Annotated in this window: 14 protein-coding genes; 2 read left to right on the top strand and 12 right to left on the bottom strand. The window is 34.9% G+C overall.

The genetic code is table 11. The features are described from left to right. Positions 1-134: 134 nt before the first annotated feature. Positions 135-1,058 carry a type IX secretion system membrane protein PorP/SprF gene (locus ACN1CN_RS00150; RefSeq protein ID WP_419134190.1) on the bottom strand — a complete coding sequence of 308 codons (924 nt, stop codon included), beginning with the start codon at positions 1,056-1,058 and terminating at the stop codon, positions 135-137. A 559-nt stretch (positions 1,059-1,617) separates the two neighbouring features. Beyond that, entirely contained in the window at positions 1,618-4,494 is a 2,877-nt protein-coding gene (locus ACN1CN_RS00145) for a histidine kinase (RefSeq protein ID WP_419134189.1), read from the bottom strand. A gap of 67 nt (positions 4,495-4,561) precedes the next feature. Here ACN1CN_RS00145 and ACN1CN_RS00140 point away from each other — a divergent pair, with 67 nt between their 5' ends. Beyond that, positions 4,562-5,368: a LytR/AlgR family response regulator transcription factor gene (locus ACN1CN_RS00140; RefSeq protein WP_264524114.1), complete on the top strand. Its 807-nt coding sequence runs from the start codon at positions 4,562-4,564 to the stop codon at positions 5,366-5,368. A gap of 560 nt (positions 5,369-5,928) precedes the next feature. On the opposite strand, the gene ACN1CN_RS00135 is transcribed toward ACN1CN_RS00140, so the two are convergent. From ACN1CN_RS00135 to ACN1CN_RS00120, 4 genes are all read right to left on the bottom strand, one after another. Next, positions 5,929-6,525, bottom strand: coding sequence for an outer membrane beta-barrel protein (locus ACN1CN_RS00135; RefSeq protein WP_419134188.1), 597 nt, complete (start codon positions 6,523-6,525; stop codon positions 5,929-5,931). Between the two features lie 277 nt (positions 6,526-6,802). Next, positions 6,803-7,159, bottom strand: a complete 357-nt coding sequence (locus ACN1CN_RS00130; RefSeq protein WP_419134187.1) for a hypothetical protein — start codon at positions 7,157-7,159, stop codon at positions 6,803-6,805. A 33-nt stretch (positions 7,160-7,192) separates the two neighbouring features. Beyond that, positions 7,193-8,605 carry an L-dopachrome tautomerase-related protein gene (locus ACN1CN_RS00125; RefSeq protein WP_419134186.1) on the bottom strand — a complete coding sequence of 471 codons (1,413 nt, stop codon included), beginning with the start codon at positions 8,603-8,605 and terminating at the stop codon, positions 7,193-7,195. Positions 8,606-8,652: 47 nt separating this feature from the next. After that, positions 8,653-9,435: an acetolactate decarboxylase gene (locus ACN1CN_RS00120; protein ID WP_419134185.1), complete on the bottom strand. Its 783-nt coding sequence runs from the start codon at positions 9,433-9,435 to the stop codon at positions 8,653-8,655. Positions 9,436-9,749: 314 nt separating this feature from the next. Here ACN1CN_RS00120 and ACN1CN_RS00115 point away from each other — a divergent pair, with 314 nt between their 5' ends. Then, positions 9,750-11,402, top strand: coding sequence for a hypothetical protein (locus tag ACN1CN_RS00115; RefSeq protein ID WP_419134184.1), 1,653 nt, complete (start codon positions 9,750-9,752; stop codon positions 11,400-11,402). Positions 11,403-11,475: 73 nt separating this feature from the next. Here ACN1CN_RS00115 and ACN1CN_RS00110 read toward each other — a convergent pair whose 3' ends face one another. The 6 genes from ACN1CN_RS00110 to lon form a co-directional block, all read right to left on the bottom strand. Next, entirely contained in the window at positions 11,476-12,852 is a 1,377-nt protein-coding gene (locus tag ACN1CN_RS00110) for a nucleoside permease (protein ID WP_419134183.1), read from the bottom strand. 66 nt (positions 12,853-12,918) lie between these two features. Next, positions 12,919-13,611 carry a (d)CMP kinase gene (cmk, locus tag ACN1CN_RS00105; protein ID WP_291286739.1) on the bottom strand — a complete coding sequence of 231 codons (693 nt, stop codon included), beginning with the start codon at positions 13,609-13,611 and terminating at the stop codon, positions 12,919-12,921. Positions 13,612-13,657: 46 nt separating this feature from the next. Continuing rightward, the gene (locus ACN1CN_RS00100; protein ID WP_419134182.1) at positions 13,658-14,260 is read right to left on the bottom strand and encodes a murein L,D-transpeptidase catalytic domain-containing protein; all 603 of its coding nucleotides are present in this window, start codon (positions 14,258-14,260) and stop codon (positions 13,658-13,660) included. 114 nt (positions 14,261-14,374) lie between these two features. Further along, a complete protein-coding gene (locus ACN1CN_RS00095) occupies positions 14,375-14,977 on the bottom strand; it encodes a murein L,D-transpeptidase catalytic domain family protein (RefSeq protein ID WP_264524123.1) in 603 nt (200 codons plus the stop codon). Positions 14,978-14,981: 4 nt separating this feature from the next. Beyond that, positions 14,982-16,001 carry a type IX secretion system protein PorQ gene (gene porQ / locus ACN1CN_RS00090; RefSeq protein ID WP_264524124.1) on the bottom strand — a complete coding sequence of 340 codons (1,020 nt, stop codon included), beginning with the start codon at positions 15,999-16,001 and terminating at the stop codon, positions 14,982-14,984. A 410-nt stretch (positions 16,002-16,411) separates the two neighbouring features. Next, a complete protein-coding gene (gene lon / locus ACN1CN_RS00085) occupies positions 16,412-18,865 on the bottom strand; it encodes an endopeptidase La (RefSeq protein ID WP_419134181.1) in 2,454 nt (817 codons plus the stop codon). Between the last annotated feature and the right edge of the window lie 237 nt (positions 18,866-19,102).

Below are 19,102 nucleotides of genomic sequence, written 5' to 3'. Positions count from 1 at the left end.
TGACTTTTTTAGACAGAGCAAATGGAAGAAAAATTTGATGTGATAAACAAATTTGAAAATCTTAGAGTCGGCTATGATAAAACCAATTAGGTTCCTGCCTGAAACCTGTCGGCTTTGTAAATTGAATTAACAACTTAAAAAAAACGCGCCGATGAACAAGAGCACTCTCTCATAATTCTTATAGGTAAATCAAATCGAAAAAAAAGTTCATGGGATCCCGAGTTGTACTTTCCTAACTTCGTTGTGTCGGCATCATAGGTATATCCAACAAACAATCCCTTTGTTAGCTGAACTCCAATCAAAGCACTAACAGCAGCATTCCACCTGTATGCTGTTCCAAGTGTAAGCTTATTGTAAACTAAAAAATTAGCCGAGAGATTAATTTGCAACGCATTTCCATTGACATAGTCTAACAGAACAGTCGGTTTGAATTTTACATTATCTGACATATCAAAAACATGTCCGGCCATTCCGTAATAATGAATTTTTCTACGGGCTACTATATCTTTTCTCTCGTCAAAATCACTCGTATCGATTAATATAGGAGTCGAAATTCCCACATAGGTATTCTCAGACATTAAAAAAATCCCTGCACCGATATTGGGCGAAAAATCATGTACGTTATTTTGAAAAACTAAATCATTTGTATTGTAGGGATTTAGTTTCGTATAATCAATATTCAATAGCGCAGCAGATGCTTTAAGACCAAAGAACAGCCAGTAATCATAATTCAATCTTGCATTATAAGATATATCGGCAGCAATTAAAGTTTCATTTGAAGGACCAATTTGATCATAAACAACAGATGCACCTAAACCTATTTTTTCTGAAATGGGGCCACTTACTGATAAATTCATTGTTCTTGGAGCTCCGTCAATTCCTGACCACTGCGTTCGGTTTAATCCAGTAATACTAATCGCTTCACGAGTTCCCACATAGGCAGGGTTTATTGCTAAAGTATTATACATATACTGCGTATACTGGGCACCCTGCTGTGCATTTGCACTGAATTTGCTCAACAGTAACCCTAATATTAAAACATGTAGTTTTCTCTCCATTTCTGTAAAATAATTATGATTTTATTAAATATCCTGCGAACGTAAATACGTCATTTGCTTGTTCTGTTTTTCTTTTTTTTGAGAGCTAAACGATCACCCCTACACTTTTAAGTTGCATTCTTAATCTCCAGTTTTACCGAATCAGAATAACTGTGTATTCTAATTTTGCACTTCTATTGATAATGATTCGTACTCCAAACAAAAGAGCTTATTTTTTCTAAAAAAAACATTTTATAAGACATCCTGTAATTTTATGTAAAGACAGTATGTATCGCGCTTTTCCCATAGACTTATGACAAAAATAACTGCGTTCCCAATATCAATATAGCCACTTGTAACAAACGGTTTAAACCAAGAAATAACTGGCAAATTAAAGTCTATAACTGCTTTTATTAGTGGAGTTTGGAGTTTGGAGTTTGGTAAACCCGACAGGTTTTTGAAACCTGTCGGGTTTAGAACCTGTACGTTTATCCTTTTAAAACAAAATTTGAAAGGTGTAAAAAACAACAAACCCGGCAAGTTTAAAAAACTGCCGGGTTCAAGTTATCTGATTAAAACATTATTCAGAGGAGCCGTCAAATTCGAAATAATAAAGTGGTACTGTTATAATAACTCTTGTGCCACAAGGTACGCCCTCTTTCTCTAAGTCTTTAATTTCTAAAGTGTGACTTCTTTTTCTGAGTTTGGTTAAAATCCGGAATCGCTCCTGTATAATTAAAGATGCCAATGGCTTATGATCAAGGCTCTGAATGCTGCTGGACTTTCTCCTTCCAACTCCATTGTCTTCAATGATGATTTTTAAACTGTTATTCAATGAATAAATTTCGATCAGCAGCTCTTTCCTGTTTTTGCTGGCATTTAATCCGTGCATGATCGCATTTTCAACAATGGTCTGTACTACCATCACTGGAATTTCAATGCTTTTTAGATCTAATGTTTCCTCTATCTTATAAGTAACAAACAATTCGTTATTGCTTCTAAGCTGTTCAAAGTCCAAATAGGTTTTGATGTATGCCATTTCTTCCTCTAAAGAAGTGATTTTGTCTCGTGTTACTTCTAAAGTAGACCGCAACAATTGAGCAAATTTGTTTAAAAATAAATTGGCCTCCTCTATTCCTTTTGTAAATAATATCCCTTGCAAATTGTTTAGGGCATTAAACAAAAAGTGCGGCTTCATTTGATTTTTTAACGATTTAAGCTCAAGGGTAATCAATTCTAGTTTTAACTTGTTTCTTTGATTTATTTTTTTTCTAAAATAGCGCAAAAAGTAAAAAACCATGGTAAGGTACATCGCCATGACCGCAATAAAAAAGGAATTGGTTTCCCAAAAATAAGGTTCGACTTTAAAACTGACTTCTTTAAAAGATTTCTGACTGGTGTCTCTTAAATTACGCGCACAAACTTCAAAAATATAATTTCCGTGAGGCAAATCATTAAAAAGCACATTACGGTTCTGTAGCCGGCTCCAGGAAGTATCATCATAATTTCCATTTTTAACCAATCGATAGAAAATTTCGAAGCAGTCTTTATTATCAAATGTACGAAGCGAAGTCCTGATCATAATATTGCCATACTTACCTTGCTTTATACTTCTGTCTTTTGCATTTAAAATTGATTTTTCGCCCACAAGAAAATCAAGGATCTGAACTTCTGCTGAAGCTGTTTTTTCTAAATAGCTGTTTTTAATCACCGAAATACCATTGTCGGTAATGACGATAAACTTATCTTTTTGAAAGGCCATATCTAAAATACGCCCACGCAGTATGCCTTCGTCAAAATTTATTCTATTAAAAAAATGCCATTTTCCATTCGTTCTATTATAGACTGTAATATCGTTATAGGTAGCCAAGTATACTTTATCGTCATAGTATTTTATAAAATAACAATTGTCTTTAAGTCTTATTTTCTGCTGTATTTTTAAATTATTATCTAAAAAGAACACCATTCTGCTACCGGTTCCCACTATAACACCATCTTTCATTTTTCGGATAAAGCTGGTTTGTTTAATGGCTGTATTCTTGTTCTTTTCTTTGGTGGCAAAATTATAAGAAGCCACCATCTCTTCGTTGCCAACCACTCCTAAGTTGTTATTCAGGCAGAAATATTTAAAACGTATATCCGTAAAATCAAATGTGATTCTTTCGTTGTGTTCATTTTCAATAAAGTTTTTTTCAATGGCATATAGATTGTTGTCATTGTCTATGAAACTTTTTTCCAGATTAAGCTTGGCGTTAATCTCCTTAAAACTAAAATCGTTTGTTTTTTTATTATAGAAGTACTTTCCTTTGTTACTAATAAGACATATATCATCTCCTGAGAAAAATAAATTAAAAAGTTTTCCTTCAAACTTTCTAATGATTTTTACTTCGAAATTTGTGACATCCACCACTCCAAATAAATTGGTACTGGCAATAAAATAAAGTTTGTCACCCTCTAAACGACTCTTTTCGATAAAAATATCGTTGGAACCAAACAGCTTATAATTGACATTGTTTTGAATTTCCAGACCGCTGTATTTCACAAAATACAATCGATTCTTTTCATCAATAAGCCAGAAGTTTTTACCCGAATCCACAAAAACCGATTTGAACTCCTTACCGTTAAGCCTGATCAAATCACCAATGTTTTTAAACTCCGTACCCTTAGTTTTCTGGCCAGCAGCTGTAAGAGAATGTAGTTTTAGCGTATCTTTTGCGGTATATAAAGGAGTAATTTGCTTTAAATCATCAATAAGATGGTCTACTTTATTGTAATAAAAATTGTAAAGCAATTTTTGATTACTGGAGTCTATTTTTGCAGATTGGGTGTACAAACCAAAACGATGCAAATCAATATTACTCTGCCGGGCTTTGTAAAAAGGTTTTAGGCTGAACTTATTACCGGGTTCTATAACAAAATGTCTTTTAAAAAAGCGATCGTAACCGTAATAGGTCTTTGTCTTTTGATCGTATCTATGGATTTCAGTATCTTTCTTTTTAGGTTTGTAGGGAATAAAAGAATTCCCGGGAGTTAATAAATAACATTCACCATTAGTTACCGAACTGAAATAAATACTTCCTTTATTCTCAAAACAAAAAAAAAGCCCTGGAATTTTTCTGGCTGCTTTTATGTAAAAAACCTGATGTTCTTTTATGTATTTAAGCCCATAGTAGTAATCGCACACCCAGATTCTGTTTTTAGAATCAATTTGAGAATATACAATATCATTGGAATCTAAACCATTTTCGATCGAGAAATTTTTAAAAGTACTTCCATTAAAGCGCGTCATACCATTGTTTGTCGCAATCCAGATGTTGTGCTGCAAACCTTCGCTTACACTATATACGAAATCTGACTTCAATCCGTTTCGCGAATCCACAATCACAAACTGATTGCGAAATTGCGACTGAACACTTTGAAAAACTAATAAAATTAAAACGATCAAAAATTGTTTCATGTTATTATTTTTTTTGTAATATTATATGATCAAAAAAAACTTACCAAAAATAATTTATTATAAAGATATGATATCTAAAATCAATGCCATACTAGTTGACGATGATTTTCAAAATCTGGAATTATTAAAATATTTCCTGACGAAATTCTGTCCTTTAATTAATATTATTGGAGAAGCAAGTAATGTTGAAGATTCTATTGAACTAATTAACAAACTATCACCTCAGGTGGTATATCTGGATATACAGCTTCATGAAAAAAATGCTTTTGAAATTTTAGACTGTATTGATTTTTCAGAAATTGAAATCATTTTTGTAACCGCCTATAATGATTATGCCCTAAAAGCATTTAAATACAATGCGATTGATTACATCGTAAAACCAATCATTATTGATGACATTGTAGTGGCTACCAATAAGGTGATTATGAAATTGAATGAAAAAGAACAATTTAATCATTTTTTAAAACAGGAAACCGAACCTGTTCGTAAAGTAGTAACGTTGCCATCACAATCTAAATCTATAGCAGATCCACCATCAGCTGCGGTCAACACTGATCATATTACGATCAATTCGTTAGACAAAATAGTCATCATGAAAAAAGAGGATATTCTATTTTGTAAGTCTGATGGAAGGTACACCACTTTCTTTCTGGAAAATAATATGGAACATGTCTCAAGCAAAAATTTAGGGGAATACAGTTCACTACTTGATCCGGTCATTTTTTTTAGAGTCCATCATTCCTATATTGTCAACATAAATCATATCACAAAAATTAATAAAAAACAGGGCTATTATTGTGAAATGTCTAATGGAGCTAAACTTCCTATTGCCAGAAGAAGAATTGATAGCTTAAAAAAAGTGCTGCAGATATAAATTTAATTTCACTCTTCTGTTCCAACTAAAAATTAGAAGTTCAAGAAGCTCTGATAATCTTACTGTTAAAAAAAATTGTACAGGCTGAGATAATGCAAGGTAGCTATTGCTAACTACTATTGCATTACCTCACTTATGTCCCGCACATTTTTTATCTTTTTGATGTGTACAAAAGGAATATCAAACAGGCTAAAGGAACAACACAAAAAAATCTTCCAAAAACACTTCTACAATTCAAAATTTAACAAAAAAAAAGCAACTAACTTAGAGCCTCAAAAAAACTACTTTCCATTTTAGATTGTTTATCCACTTACTTAAATAAACAGCTTTTTCATCATTTCCTTTATAACCTGTTTAATAAAACCTTTCGTTTTCTGATTACAAATTTAAGATCAAGTTATGAGATGTGAAGGCCGTTTTCAATAACTGCGTCGTTTATGAAATAAACGGTTACTATTCTTTAAAATTCGCATTAAAAACAAAAAAAAGAGGAGATTTACCCCCCTCTCAAAAATGGTTAAAATATTAAAAAATGGTTGGTCTGCTAATTCTTATTCTACTTATTTAAATCTATAATTAAATCCTCCTGTCGCAATTCCTTTATATCCATAGCCTACTTCTATAAAGACACCAAATGCTTTTCCTACTCTTAAACCCACCGGATTAATCTGAAAAGCAAATCCAAGTGCATTATCTTTATAAGAACCTCCTACCTGATCCTTTGTAGATAAGCCAATAAACCCCACGCCGCCAGAACCGTAAAAATCTAATCGGGAGGTTTTAATATAACTGTACTGCCCCATTACCATTCCCATAAAATAATTGCTTCTTCTTTTTACTGTTTTAGGATTTGTGCTGCTCTTTTCAAATTTATCCTCCGTTCTCATGAAGCTTATATCTCCACCAATCTTAAGTCTCTCCCCTATGTTGTAACGATAACCCATTTCGTACATTCCGAACACGGTAGACTTGGCATCCTTGTATTTGACTCCAGTTATACCCGAAACAATGGTATTACTCAAAGAGTTAGCAAACGACTCACTAAGAAGAATATACGATGCATCACTATATGCCAATCTTACTTCGCTTTTACCTTTTTCTTGTGCAGTTACCACAATCGCGCACAATAACAGCGCTGTAATCATTACTTTTTTCATTCACTTTTCGTTTTAAAATTTAAATTAGACTATTCCTCTTATTTCTTAAAGCGGAATTATGTATAAAAATTACATATTTATCTTACAAATATAAAACAAGTACTATACGAAGCTTATGCTTTTAAATAACTTAACTATTCCTGCAATAAGTGGATATATTAAGGTTATATATGGCAGAATATGAAGTCCAAAAACAAAAAAACACATTATACGCTTACTGTATAATGTGTTTTTGTAGTGTTAAAGAGGTAAATCTGCTTAGAAGGCTTCTTATATTTTAACCGAACAAAGCCATTCCATCCCGCATTCGCTCCACCAGACCTATGCAAAGTATTACTGAAAATAGTGTTGTTAACCACGCAATAAAACCAAAGACCAATAACAGCTTTTGAACAGAAGTCCGGGCAAAATGCTGCTGCTCTTCTTTTGCAACATGCTGCCAAATATTTTTAAAGTTTTTATAGATCATGATTCCCACAAGTCCCATAGCTGCAAAAATAAAAGCCGTTATCAGAGTCAGCATGTAGAAAAAGGGCTGATTGTCATGAAGAAAAACATCACTTCCTACAACTAAGCTAAGTGCAAATAACGCTGCTATGGCAATACTGACGGAGAACCTGAAAAATTTGAACATTTTATTTTTTGAATTAAATTTAATAGAATTCTTTTAATGCTTAAAACGATAAATATAATAAGGCGGTTTTCCCTGATCATCGGCGCCGGTAAAAGCGGGAGTACTATTAAGCTGATTTACCGAAATATACATCCAACCATCCGGACCTTTATAAACATTATCCGGCCACTGCAATTTTTGAGCATCTTGTACAATAGTAGTCAATTTACCCGAAGCATCCAATTTTGTTATGGCATGTTCCTGGAGATTGGTAAAGTAATGATTTCCTGCTTCGTCTGTCAAAGCACCGTCACTAAAAGGTTTGTTGCCTATTTTTTTGATGACATTGCTAATTTCGGCATCACTTTTTCCTTCTCTGAACAATCGGGCTGGTACACTATACCATGAAGTGCCATTCATTGCACCAAAAAATATGGTTTCTCTGTCATTCGAAAGTGTAATGGGATCAATAGCAACACGAGCCGGTTTCCCTCCAAAATAGGTCACTTTTCCATCAATAATCATGTCTTTATCTTCTGCTTGTAAAGAAAGGTGCCCGCTAAAGCGACGTACTTTTTTTGTTTTCAAATTCAATACAATGATTCCCGGATTGGCAATATCCGCCAGATAAGCAAAACCATTCTTCTCGTCAATGGCAACGTCTTGTGTAAAAGTGCCTTTTGGAGCCACTGTTTCAGGCAGTTCAATTTTTTCTACTACCTTATTTTTACTGATGTCAAACGCCCAAAGTCTGGATTTTCCAAGTTCAAGTCCCATATCAGTTACCCAAAGCCGATTGTTTTTATCAAAGATTAATCCCAGCATTGCATCAAATTTAGCATCGCTTGGTTTTGCACCATTCTTCTGATAAGCGGCAGAGGGATACGGAATGGCCTTTCCGTTGACTATCTCAACCAATTGCATTTTTTGACTTCCCAGTGGATGTATGGTAGCAAAAACCCGACCCTCAGCCGATACGGCCACATCACCCGGGCGTATGTCCATGGCTGCAACCACTTCAAGCGCAGTTGTCGTCTTTTCAGTATTTCCAAAATAACTGGCTGTACCTTCAATCCAGTCTTTGCGTGGCGGTGCAAAAAAATCAATATCTAATGTTCCGTCTTCCAAACATTCAAACTGATGCGGTATATTTCCTGGAATAATCAAAACCTCACCGGCACTCACAATATAATCTTTGCCTTGCATGCTTACTTTCACACTTCCTTTTGTAATGTAAGTGGTTTGTTCATTTGGATGCTGATGCAGCGGTACTTTGGCGCCCTTGTCCATCTTAAACAGCGCGAGCATGCCCTGTTCTCCATATACATACTTGCGTTGTAATTTATCCCCCAGTTGTTCCCATCCCAGGTTATCAAATTTTAGATGTTGGATTTCTTTTGTCTGCTGTGCTGTCATAGCAGTAGCGAGCAAAATCATTGTAGAGATTGCCAATTTTAATTTTGTCATGTTTTGTAGAATTTTAAATGATAAAAGCGGTTTATACCGGCACTCTTTTAATAAGAGCTTTTAACGCCGTCTTGCTTTGTCCAGGGTTTGTTAAAGACTTTGCTCTGCTGCGGCAAAATAATCTCACAACCCGGTTTTTCGTCTATGCTGACTTTTATTGTTGCTGTAGTTAATTTTCCAGACATTAGATGTCCGCCATACTTCCGGTCTCTGGAGATAAAATGAAAATGAAACGGAGATAAATCGATAGCGGAGAAATAAGGCGGATTGTAAAAACCAACCATAGTGCCCGAAATATGTTCTTTTGGGTACAAAGGCCTTGTCTTCATGAGTTCGGCCAACCCGGTAGTCTCATTTTCATCGAGACGCCTGGCGCCACCCACTGTAATGTTTTCAAATTCACATTCGATACGAACGGCATAAGGTTTGTTGACAGAAGGAAGTCTTTTTATCACTTCATTCTGGAGTTCTTCGATGTCTTTTATGTTGGCGAGTTCAAATGTTGTATCGGCTTTAAAGAAAGCGACAGAGCCAAATGGTATTTCACGGCTGTTTGCTGCAACCCCGATCAGTCCGGAAGCATCTACCCGATAAAAAATACCATCGAGTACGATCATTTCACCGTCTAAATAATTGTAAGTGCCAAGTCCGAAATTTCCTTTTTTGGCGAGCTCTCCAATCGTAAGTTCACCTGTATAAACACCATTGCGCAGCGCATCCATTACCGAATAATGAAAAAGCGGTTTTTCTTGATGAACCTGTGCTTTTACAGATAACAAACCTAATGTAGCAATAAAAAAAGCGGTCAATCCGGTGGTATTATTTCTCATGGTTTTACGTATTAGAGGACTGTGTTCCATTCTTATACCAGCAAAGATATCCCTAAAGAAAGTAAGACAAATTGTACATGTAAACAATTTTCCTGTACAAATTTATCAAGAGCTTAAAAAATAATTCTTGATCAGCAGCAAGTTGTAGTAAACTCCATGTTGTACCCCTGTCTTGAAACCAAACATCATTAAGAGCAAAAGACATGTTAGAATTAGTTGTCTCAACGGGTTAACATAGTACCGATTTACGATAATAAACCGGCATGTAAACTTTTGGAAAGCAATGATATTTGTTGTACTTTACTTCTAAAAATATGATCAAATTAATTCCTTTCAGATTTCAAAAATATTACTGTTCAGCAAGTTGTTTTTTAGTATTCGCCGCATGCAAAACCACTAATCAGGATGTTATCCGGCACAATTATATCGCCGGAGAAAAAAACAAAGGCGATTTGTATTACAACAATTTACTGGATGTTTCTATTGACATTCCTCAAAATGCAACCTATGAAGATATTTCCAAGGTTAGTAAAAATGAACTAAGAAAACGAATTGGGAAATATAAAGATCTTTCTTCTGCTCAGGCAATACTTAGCTATAAAACAGACCAAAATTTAGAAAGTTTCTATTTCTTTGAAAAGATTGAAAAGCCAATTGACACTCTTACTCGTGAAAAACTGCTGCAAAATGACAGTACAAATGGGATTGTAATTTTTGAAAAACAAAAGGGGGCAAAAAAAATCATTTCACTTACACGAATGTCAGGAAATAGGAATGATTTAGAAAAAGCCAAAGAAAATATTCGAAGAGTTCATTTAGACAGTACCTCTTTGAATAAACTGTCTTATATGCATCTCTTTAATTATTATACCGCCGAACCTCATAAAAATTACCTGCAGGGAAGGGAAAAAATAAAGCTGGCTCCTATAAAAGATCCAAAAAAAATAATGTTCAAAGATCCTTTGTATTTAACCATCAATTCTTTTATTGGTACTAATAAAGAGTACAATTTACTGATCAAACATTACGAAAGTGATAAACGTGATTTTAATCGTACTGTTCTCAATTCACTATCCAATAATGAAGTCAAAAAAGAGGAAGCTGTACTTGCAGCAATTGCAGATCTGGCAGAGAACAATCAGATTATTATGCTCAACGAGGATCATTTTTACCCCAAACATCGTTTGTTTGCTCTGAATCTTCTTGACGTTTTGAAACAAAAAGGATTCACTGTGATTTCCATGGAAACCTTTATGCCAAATCTAAGTACTACTACTGCACCCGTTCCAAATGCCAAAAATGGTTTTTATATCAAAGACCCTTATTTTGGTCACTTTGTAAGAAAAGCAAATGCTATGGGATTTACGTTGGTAGGACATGAGAATTCTGATCAGAAAACAAACCGGGAAATAGGTCAGGCAAAGAATATTATGAAAATATTAGAGAAAGATCCAAAGGCTAAAATTTTTGTTTATGTGGGACATGGTCATCTGGAAGAAGATGGAAAACAACGTTTTATGGGCAGTTATTTAAAAGAGTACTCCAACATAAATCCTATTACGATCAATCAGGAGACTGTTATGATGAAGACTAAAGAAAAATTGATTTTGCTTCCTAAATCGGCATTTGCAAAAGATACTTTAATGAAATCAAGTGCCGACTATTTTTTAATCAATAACCTCGAAGCCAATCTACAATCTGTTTATCCGAATCAGGTATTTAAAAAGGTTAGTCTTAAAGATCAAAAATTCACGCAATTTAAAAACCAAGAACTTTTGGTTGACGTTTTCTTGTCAGAGGAGTACAATGCCACTAAAAATGCAGATGTATTAATTCCGATTCAATCTACCCTAATTACTCCAAAGAATGGCACAATTGAAACGGATTTGCCGGTTGGCAGCTATTATATTACGGTAAAATCGTCCGATAATGATCTGTTTCAATTTAACCGTATCGAAGTCAATTAATGATATAACTTATGCCAAAAAAAATCCCGTTTTCTTAAATTGAAAACGGGATTCCAGACGGTGTCTTATGTTTTTAATGACTCAAATTTTCTATTTCTTTTGGGTCATGTTTGTGTTTGAATAAAATAGCAAAAGCAATCGCAATTACTAAGGCATATGCTGCAAATGACAGCCATATATTATGCCAGTCTTTCATTAAAATTGGATTTGTAAAAATTCCTTCAGTCGAAATCGAATTGCCTTGTCCTTTCACAAATTCCAGCATTCTTGAATTTGTGCTTTCGGTTTGTAAAAATCCGGCTAACTCAGTAGTATTTGTGAATGATTTGGTAAAGAAACGATCAATAGCCCAACCGGAAGTCAAACTTCCCAGAACGGCTCCTACACCGTTGGTCATCATCATGAATAATCCCTGCGCAGATGAACGTATTTTTGAATCGGTATTACTTTCAACGAATAAGGAACCTGAGATGTTAAAGAAATCAAATGCCATTCCGTAAACGATACACGATAAAATAATCATCCATAAACCGCCTACAGGATCTCCAAATCCAAACAATCCAAAACGCAGTACCCAAGCCAGCATACTGATCAACATTACTTGTTTGATTCCGAAACGTCTCAAGAAAAACGGTATTGCCAAAATAAATAAGGTTTCAGAAACCTGAGAGATCGACATGATGATCGTCGAATATTGGATTACAAAAGAATCTGCATATTTAGGAAAATGTTTGAATTCGTCTAAAAATACGTCTCCGTAAGCATTGGTCAATTGCAAAGCACCTCCTAAAAACATAGAGAATACAAAGAACAAAGCCATTTTATAGTTTCCAAATAATTTAAAGGCTTCCAATCCTAAAGTTTCTACCATTGAAGCATCTTCTTTAGTCAGACGCTGAGGCTCACATTTAGGCAATGTAAAAGCATATATTCCAAGAATTAATGCACCAACTCCGGCGATATAAAACTGGTATTCTGTTGCTTTGCTTCCACTTAAATTAGTGATCCACATTGCAGCAATAAAACCAATAGTTCCCCAAACACGGATTGGTGGAAAATCTTTTACTATGTTCTTATTGTTTAGTTTAAGCGAAGTATACGAAATAGAGTTACTTAAAGCAATTGTAGGCATGTAGCAACACATTGCGATAAACATTACGTATATAAAATTATCCGGTGTCGTAACATGTGCAATACCAAATAAAACAACTGCATAGACAATGTGAAGGGCTCCATACAGTTTTTCTGCATTAATCCATCTGTCTGCAATAATTCCGGTTAAAGTGGGCATGAATAAAGAAGCAATTCCCATGGTTCCGAAAACAAGACCAAATTGGGTTCCTTCCCAATTTTTAGTTCCAAACCAATAATTTCCAATTGTTATAAGCCAGGCTCCCCAAACAAAAAATTGAAGAAAGCTCATTATAATCAACCTATTTTTAATTCCCATATGATGAAATTGTCTTTAAATAAATAAAGCGGTAAAACTACCATTAAAAATGATATCTACAAAAAATTAAACTGTTTTAACAACATCCTTTACTAATTCGAGAACTGCGTCAAACTGTTCTTCCCTGTTTAAGTAAGAATTATCTATTTCTATCGCATCATCGGCAATGATTAAAGGGGAATCTTCACGGTGTGTATCGATATAATCTCTTTCGACTACATTTTTCAGGACGTCTTCATAAGAAACGTTATCGCCTTTCTGCTGTAATTCATCGAAACGTCTTTGTGCACGGGTTTCGGCACTGGCAGTCATGAAAATTTTAAGTTCGGCATTAGGGAAAACTACGGTACCAATGTCTCTTCCATCCATCACTATCGCTTTGTTTTTTCCCATTTCCTGTTGCTGCTCGACTAGTTTAGAACGCACTTCAGAAACCTCGGCTACTTTACTGACAAAGCTGGAAACTTCGATGGTTCTGATTTGTTTCTCTACATTTTCACCATTAAGATACATTTCGGCAAAACCCAGATCGGGGTTAAATTTAAACTCTAACTGAATGTTGGGCAAAGCTGTTATAAGAGCTGCTTTATCAAAAAAATCTGCCGCAATAAGCTGATGTTGCATGGCAAAGTAAGCCACCGCCCGGTACATTGCTCCGGTATCTACATAAACATATTCTAACTCTTTCGCTAATTGTTTGGCCAAAGTGCTCTTTCCTGTTGAGGAGAATCCATCAATTGCAATGGTAATTTTTTTCAATTTTTTTATATTTAAGTTTAAACTTGTTTACTGTGCTGGTCCGGATTTAATAGTAAATACTCATCACAATATCGGATCCGGAATTGTCTATTATTTTTGCCACTCTTTCAAAATACTTTTTGTTCACCATCGGACATCCATAACTGTTGCAAATATATCCTTTTTGCTCTTCATACGGAACATCAAAATAATAATGAAAAACAATATCACGATCAAATGCATTCGAATTTGTAGCATCCAATCCGTATAATTTATAGGCTTTGCCAAACTTTCCGTTATAATGCTCACCAACAGTATATTTCCCCAATGAAGTACTGAGTGAATTCGGAATGTTGCTAAATTTTAGTTTGCCTTTTATTTTGGTCTCAGACCCCAAACCATGAGCTACTAAACCTTTGTCAATAATTTTGTTGGTTTTTAGATCGTATACAAAAAAACGATTTTTACCGGAAGGGATTTTCATATCGATAAAAAAGGCAAATCTGTCGTTGTATTTTGGGTTGCTTTTTATGATACCGCGGACTTCATTGATTTTTTGGATATCAATTGTTTTTGCTACTACTAGAGGAGCTTTACTGTCTTTTCTGACTATCTTATACCCCACAAAAATCAGGAGTACCACAAGAAAAATAAAAAGAGTTTTCTTCATCTGAAAATAGTAATGTAATGGAATAAGGTTGAAAAGGGAACAAAAAAAAATGCTGTTGAAGAAAAACAACAGCAATATACGGTTTAAGTCTATTGAAATTATATTCTAAGTTTTCTAATAATAAACATCGAGAATGATATTTGACTTAGAACAATCGATATATTTTTCAAGTCGTTTGAAGAATTGCTCGTTTACCATTGGGCAGCCGTGACTGTTGCTGATGTAATAATCCTGTTCTTCATAAGGAACTGCTGAGTAATAATGCAATACAATCGCTCTTTTTAAAGCATTGTTATTGGTTTCATCCAGACCGTTTAATTTATAGGCCTTGCCAAAAATTCCTTTGTAACATTTTTGAATCACATAACGTCCCAATGCAGTACAATTGGAATTAGGGGTATTACTGAATCTCAGGCTTCCTTTTATACCGGTTTCAGATCCCGAGCCATGTGCTACAAGGCCCTGATCTATGATTTTATTGTTTGCCAGATCGTAAACAAAAAAACGATTTTTACCTGATGGTATTCTCATATCAACAAAAAAAGCAATTTTAGTATTGTACTTAGAGTCAATACTAATCATGTTTTTAATTTCGCTTACTCTGGTATTCATGCGCTCTACTTCCATGCTGGAAATAGTAGTTTCATTTTTATAGTAGTGTTTCGCACCCGTTAAAACGCCTACGGTTAAAAACAAAAACAAACTAAGTATTTTCATATCATTACTGAAAATTTAAAATTAGACCAAAAAGACTTGTATTTGCTGCCAATGTATATCTGGAATACGAATAATTAAATTTTAATCTATTCATTTTTAAACCAAATCCCACCGAAACTCCTGAAAAATTACGCTGTTCATTCACCCGTAATTCTTCTCCCCTTCTAAAGTTATATCCTAAACGCAAATTAAATGCTTTTTTTGGAAAAAGTTCTACTCCTAAAACCACATGTCTCAATGCGTTATTGACAAACGACACTTTCTCTTTACTTACTGATCCATCGATACCGGTTTCTCCACGAACGGGATTCGAAAAAGAGATATTCCACTGTTGCAAATTTTCTAATGAAAGATGCCAGCGAAGGGGCACGTGCTCTAATTCCTGCGAAACTCCTGCCACGATTTCAAATGGTAAATTTTCCTTAATTCCTGAATACGTGGTAAATTGTGTACCAATATTGCGTATTACTAAAGCCAAATTTACGTCATTTTTTTCAATTACATACAAAAATCCTAAATCAATTGCACCTCCAATTGAATTATAACTCTCTAACGTTGAAGTCACTAACTTCATGTTTGCACCAATATGCAAATCGGTAAACGGAACATTATAAGCATAGCCTAATGAAAGTGCGCCCTCACTCCCCGTAAAATCTGAGGTAGCCTGTCCGTTTTCATCATAACCTTCAAATGAACCATAATTAACATAACTTACTCCTGCATAAAACGTCTGCACGTGCCTGTCATAAGTATAAGCATACGAAGCGGTTCCATAAGAAGCTTCTCCGTAATAACTACCATAATTCATCGCAAGATGATTGTCCATGTCTTCATTCAAAGCTGCCGGGTTAGACATCACCTGATTGACATCTTCATCGTAAATGGTTATCGTTTTTCCTCCTAATGCTGCCTGTCTTGGCGAGGTTGTTAAATTCAAGAACTGATAGGTGTAGCGCCCTCCTATTTGCCCATAACTTATGGAGCAAATCGATACTAATAAAAATAAAACAAATTGTTTTAACATTCTTTTGGGGCGATCCTATAGTGGGATAACGCAAGTGCGAAGATAAAATTATATCATTGATAAAAATAAATTAGAATAAAAAAATTCCAAATCCCAAATTCTAAATTCCAAACTCCTAAATTCCAAACTCCTAAATTCCAAACTCCAAAACTGATACAATTAGATTAAATTTCAATAAAAAAATCCCAAATTCCAAAGCTGATCACTCAGGTTAAATTCCAATAAAAAAATTCCAAATTCCAAAGCGGATCGCTCCTATTAAATTCCAAATTTTCAAATCCCAAATTCCAATAAAAAAAACCAAAATTCCAAATCTGGTAGCTTAGATTAAATTGCAATAAAAAAAATCCAAACTCCAAAACTGATCGCTCAGATTGGAATTTGGATTTTGGATTTTGGAATTTAAAACTTTATTTCAATGTTTTCGCATTCTTAACGTTCTGATCGGTCAGGGCCAAAGCCAGCACTTCGCTCATTTCTTTTACGTAGTGAAAAGTAAGTCCTTCTAAATATTCTTCTTTAATTTCATCAATATCACTTTTGTTTTCATGACATAAGATGATTTCTTTAATGTTGGCTCTTTTGGCTGCCAGGATTTTTTCTTTAATTCCACCTACCGGTAAAACTTTACCACGCAGTGTAATTTCTCCTGTCATCGCCATACTTTTCTTTACTTTCTTTTGTGTCAGTAACGAAACTAAAGACGTCAACATGGCAATACCGGCACTTGGTCCGTCTTTTGGCGTTGCTCCTTCCGGTACGTGCAAGTGGATGTTGTATTTTTGGAACAATTCAACATTCAGTCCTAGTTTTTTAGCGTTGGCTTTGATGTATTCTAAAGCAATTGTAGCCGATTCTTTCATGACATTACCAAGGTTTCCGGTAATGGTCAAAGCGCCTTTTCCTTCAGAAATTAACGATTCGATAAACAAAATATCTCCACCCACACTTGTCCAGGCCAAACCTGTAACAACTCCGGCAATATCATTGTTTTCATATTTATCACGCTCCAGTCTTGGTACACCCAAAACTTTTACGATATCTTCATCTGTTACTTTTTTATTGTACTCTTCTTCCATTGCAACTGATTTTGCTGCATTACGAATTACCTGAGCAATTTTAGTTTCAAGGTTACGAACTCCGGATTCACGTGTATATCCTTCTACGATTTTTTCCAGTTGTTTTTTACCAATGCTCAAATCTTTAGTAGTCAATCCGTGCGCTTCCAATTGTTTTGGAAAAAGGTGTCTTTTGGCAATTTCTACTTTTTCTTCAATGGTGTACCCAGACATTTTAATGACTTCCATTCTGTCGCGCAAGGCAGGCTGAATGGCCGACATGTTGTTTGAGGTTGCAATAAACATTACTTTAGACAAGTCATACCCCATTTCAAGGAAGTTGTCATAAAAAGCATTGTTTTGCTCCGGATCTAATACTTCCAATAAAGCAGAAGAAGGATCGCCGCTGTTACCGCTTGACAATTTATCAATCTCATCCAGAATAAAAACAGGATTTGAAGTTCCGGCTTTTTTCAAACTTTGAATGATTCGTCCCGGCATAGCACCAATATAGGTTTTTCTGTGTCCGCGAATTTCAGCTTCATCACGTAAACCTCCTAAAGAGATACGTACATATTCACGCCCTAAAGCTTCAGCAACAGAACGTCCGATAGAAGTTTTACCAACTCCCGGAGGCCCCGTTAAACATATAATTGGCGATCTCATATCGTTACGAAGTTTCAATACAGCCAAATGTTCGATCATTCTTTTCTTAACTTCTTCAAGTCCAAAATGATCTTTATCTAATACTTTCTGTGCATGTTTTAAATCGAATTTATCTTTAGAATATTCGCCCCAAGGCAATTCTAAAAATAACTCCAAATAGTTGCGTTGAATACCAAAATCAGGTGATTGTGGGTTCATTCTTCGCATTTTAGACAATTCTTTCTCGAAATGTTTCTGCGTTTTCTCGTCCCACTTTTTAGCTTTTGCCTTCTGCCCCATTTCGTCCATTTCTTCCTCCTGCGAAACGCCACCCAATTCTTCCTGAATGGTTTTCATTTGCTGGTGCAAGAAATATTCACGCTGCTGCTGATCTAAATCAAAACGTACTTTGGACTGGATGTCATTTTTCAGTTCTAATTTTTGAAGCTCAACGTTCATATAACGCAAGGTTTCAAGCGCACGATCTTTTAATCCGTTTATAGACAACAAACCTTGTTTCTCTTTTACAGATAAGTTCATGTTAGAAGAAACGAAGTTGATTAAAAACGACTGGCTTTCAATGTTTTTAATCGCAAAAGTAGCTTCTGACGGAATGTTCGGACTCTCTTTAATAATTTGAATCGCCAATTCTTTTACAGAATCTAAAATTGCTTTAAATTCCGTATCGTCTTCTTCCGGACGCTCTTCCGAAACTTCTTTGATTGTGGCAGTGATATAAGGTTCTTCTGAAACTACTTCCTCAATTTCAAAGCGTTTTTTTCCTTGCAGGATAACAGTTACGTTCCCGTCAGGCATTTTTAAAACGCGAAGAATTCTGGCTACGGTTCCAATTTTATGAATATCATCTTTAGACGGATCTTCGTCTTCTTCATTAATCTGAGAAACCACCCCAATAATTTTTCCGCCGGCATTGGCATCATTAATTAGTTTGATTGATTTATCTCTTCCTGCTGAAATTGGAATCACAACTCCCGGAAATAACACGGTATTGCGCAATGGCAAAATAGGTAACGAAAGCGGAAGCTCCTCGTTGTTCATTTCCTCTTCGTCTTCCGGAGTTAATAATGGAATCAAATCTGCCTCCGAGTCAAATTCCTGAAGTGACAGATTGTCAATTGTGAGTATTTTATGGTTTGACATAATAGTATATAAGTCGTTTTGTCATTAAATATTTTATACTAGCCGTAAATATAACTGTATATACGATAGTTTCTGCTATAAGTATGTAAAGTGTTTCATTTACATGATAAGCCGTAAAAATAGACAATCATTATGCCAAAACCAAAAAAGACAGTTTTGAAATTAAACTTCGAGGGCCAAATAATACCAGAAAGAGAACTATTTTGAAAAAAAATAAAATTAATTTTATCAAAAGTG

This window comes from Flavobacterium sp. T12S277 (genome assembly GCF_048514875.1).
GTDB lineage: Bacteria > Bacteroidota > Bacteroidia > Flavobacteriales > Flavobacteriaceae > Flavobacterium.
Note: the sequence above shows the minus strand (reverse complement) of the source record. Positions and strands in the feature narration are given on the sequence as shown.

Coding starts and splice junctions, on each gene's coding strand:
- porQ (WP_264524124.1), bottom strand. CDS start 16,001: ATGTTAAAACAATTTGTTTTATTTTTATTAGTATCGATTTGCTCCATA.
- ACN1CN_RS00130 (WP_419134187.1), bottom strand. CDS start 7,159: ATGTTCAAATTTTTCAGGTTCTCCGTCAGTATTGCCATAGCAGCGTTA.
- ACN1CN_RS00135 (WP_419134188.1), bottom strand. CDS start 6,525: ATGAAAAAAGTAATGATTACAGCGCTGTTATTGTGCGCGATTGTGGTA.
- ACN1CN_RS00115 (WP_419134184.1), top strand. CDS start 9,750: ATGATCAAATTAATTCCTTTCAGATTTCAAAAATATTACTGTTCAGCA.
- ACN1CN_RS00095 (WP_264524123.1), bottom strand. CDS start 14,977: ATGAAAATACTTAGTTTGTTTTTGTTTTTAACCGTAGGCGTTTTAACG.
- ACN1CN_RS00120 (WP_419134185.1), bottom strand. CDS start 9,435: ATGAGAAATAATACCACCGGATTGACCGCTTTTTTTATTGCTACATTA.
- ACN1CN_RS00140 (WP_264524114.1), top strand. CDS start 4,562: ATGATATCTAAAATCAATGCCATACTAGTTGACGATGATTTTCAAAAT.
- lon (WP_419134181.1), bottom strand. CDS start 18,865: ATGTCAAACCATAAAATACTCACAATTGACAATCTGTCACTTCAGGAA.
- ACN1CN_RS00145 (WP_419134189.1), bottom strand. CDS start 4,494: ATGAAACAATTTTTGATCGTTTTAATTTTATTAGTTTTTCAAAGTGTT.
- ACN1CN_RS00110 (WP_419134183.1), bottom strand. CDS start 12,852: ATGGGAATTAAAAATAGGTTGATTATAATGAGCTTTCTTCAATTTTTT.
- ACN1CN_RS00100 (WP_419134182.1), bottom strand. CDS start 14,260: ATGAAGAAAACTCTTTTTATTTTTCTTGTGGTACTCCTGATTTTTGTG.
- ACN1CN_RS00150 (WP_419134190.1), bottom strand. CDS start 1,058: ATGGAGAGAAAACTACATGTTTTAATATTAGGGTTACTGTTGAGCAAA.
- ACN1CN_RS00125 (WP_419134186.1), bottom strand. CDS start 8,605: ATGACAAAATTAAAATTGGCAATCTCTACAATGATTTTGCTCGCTACT.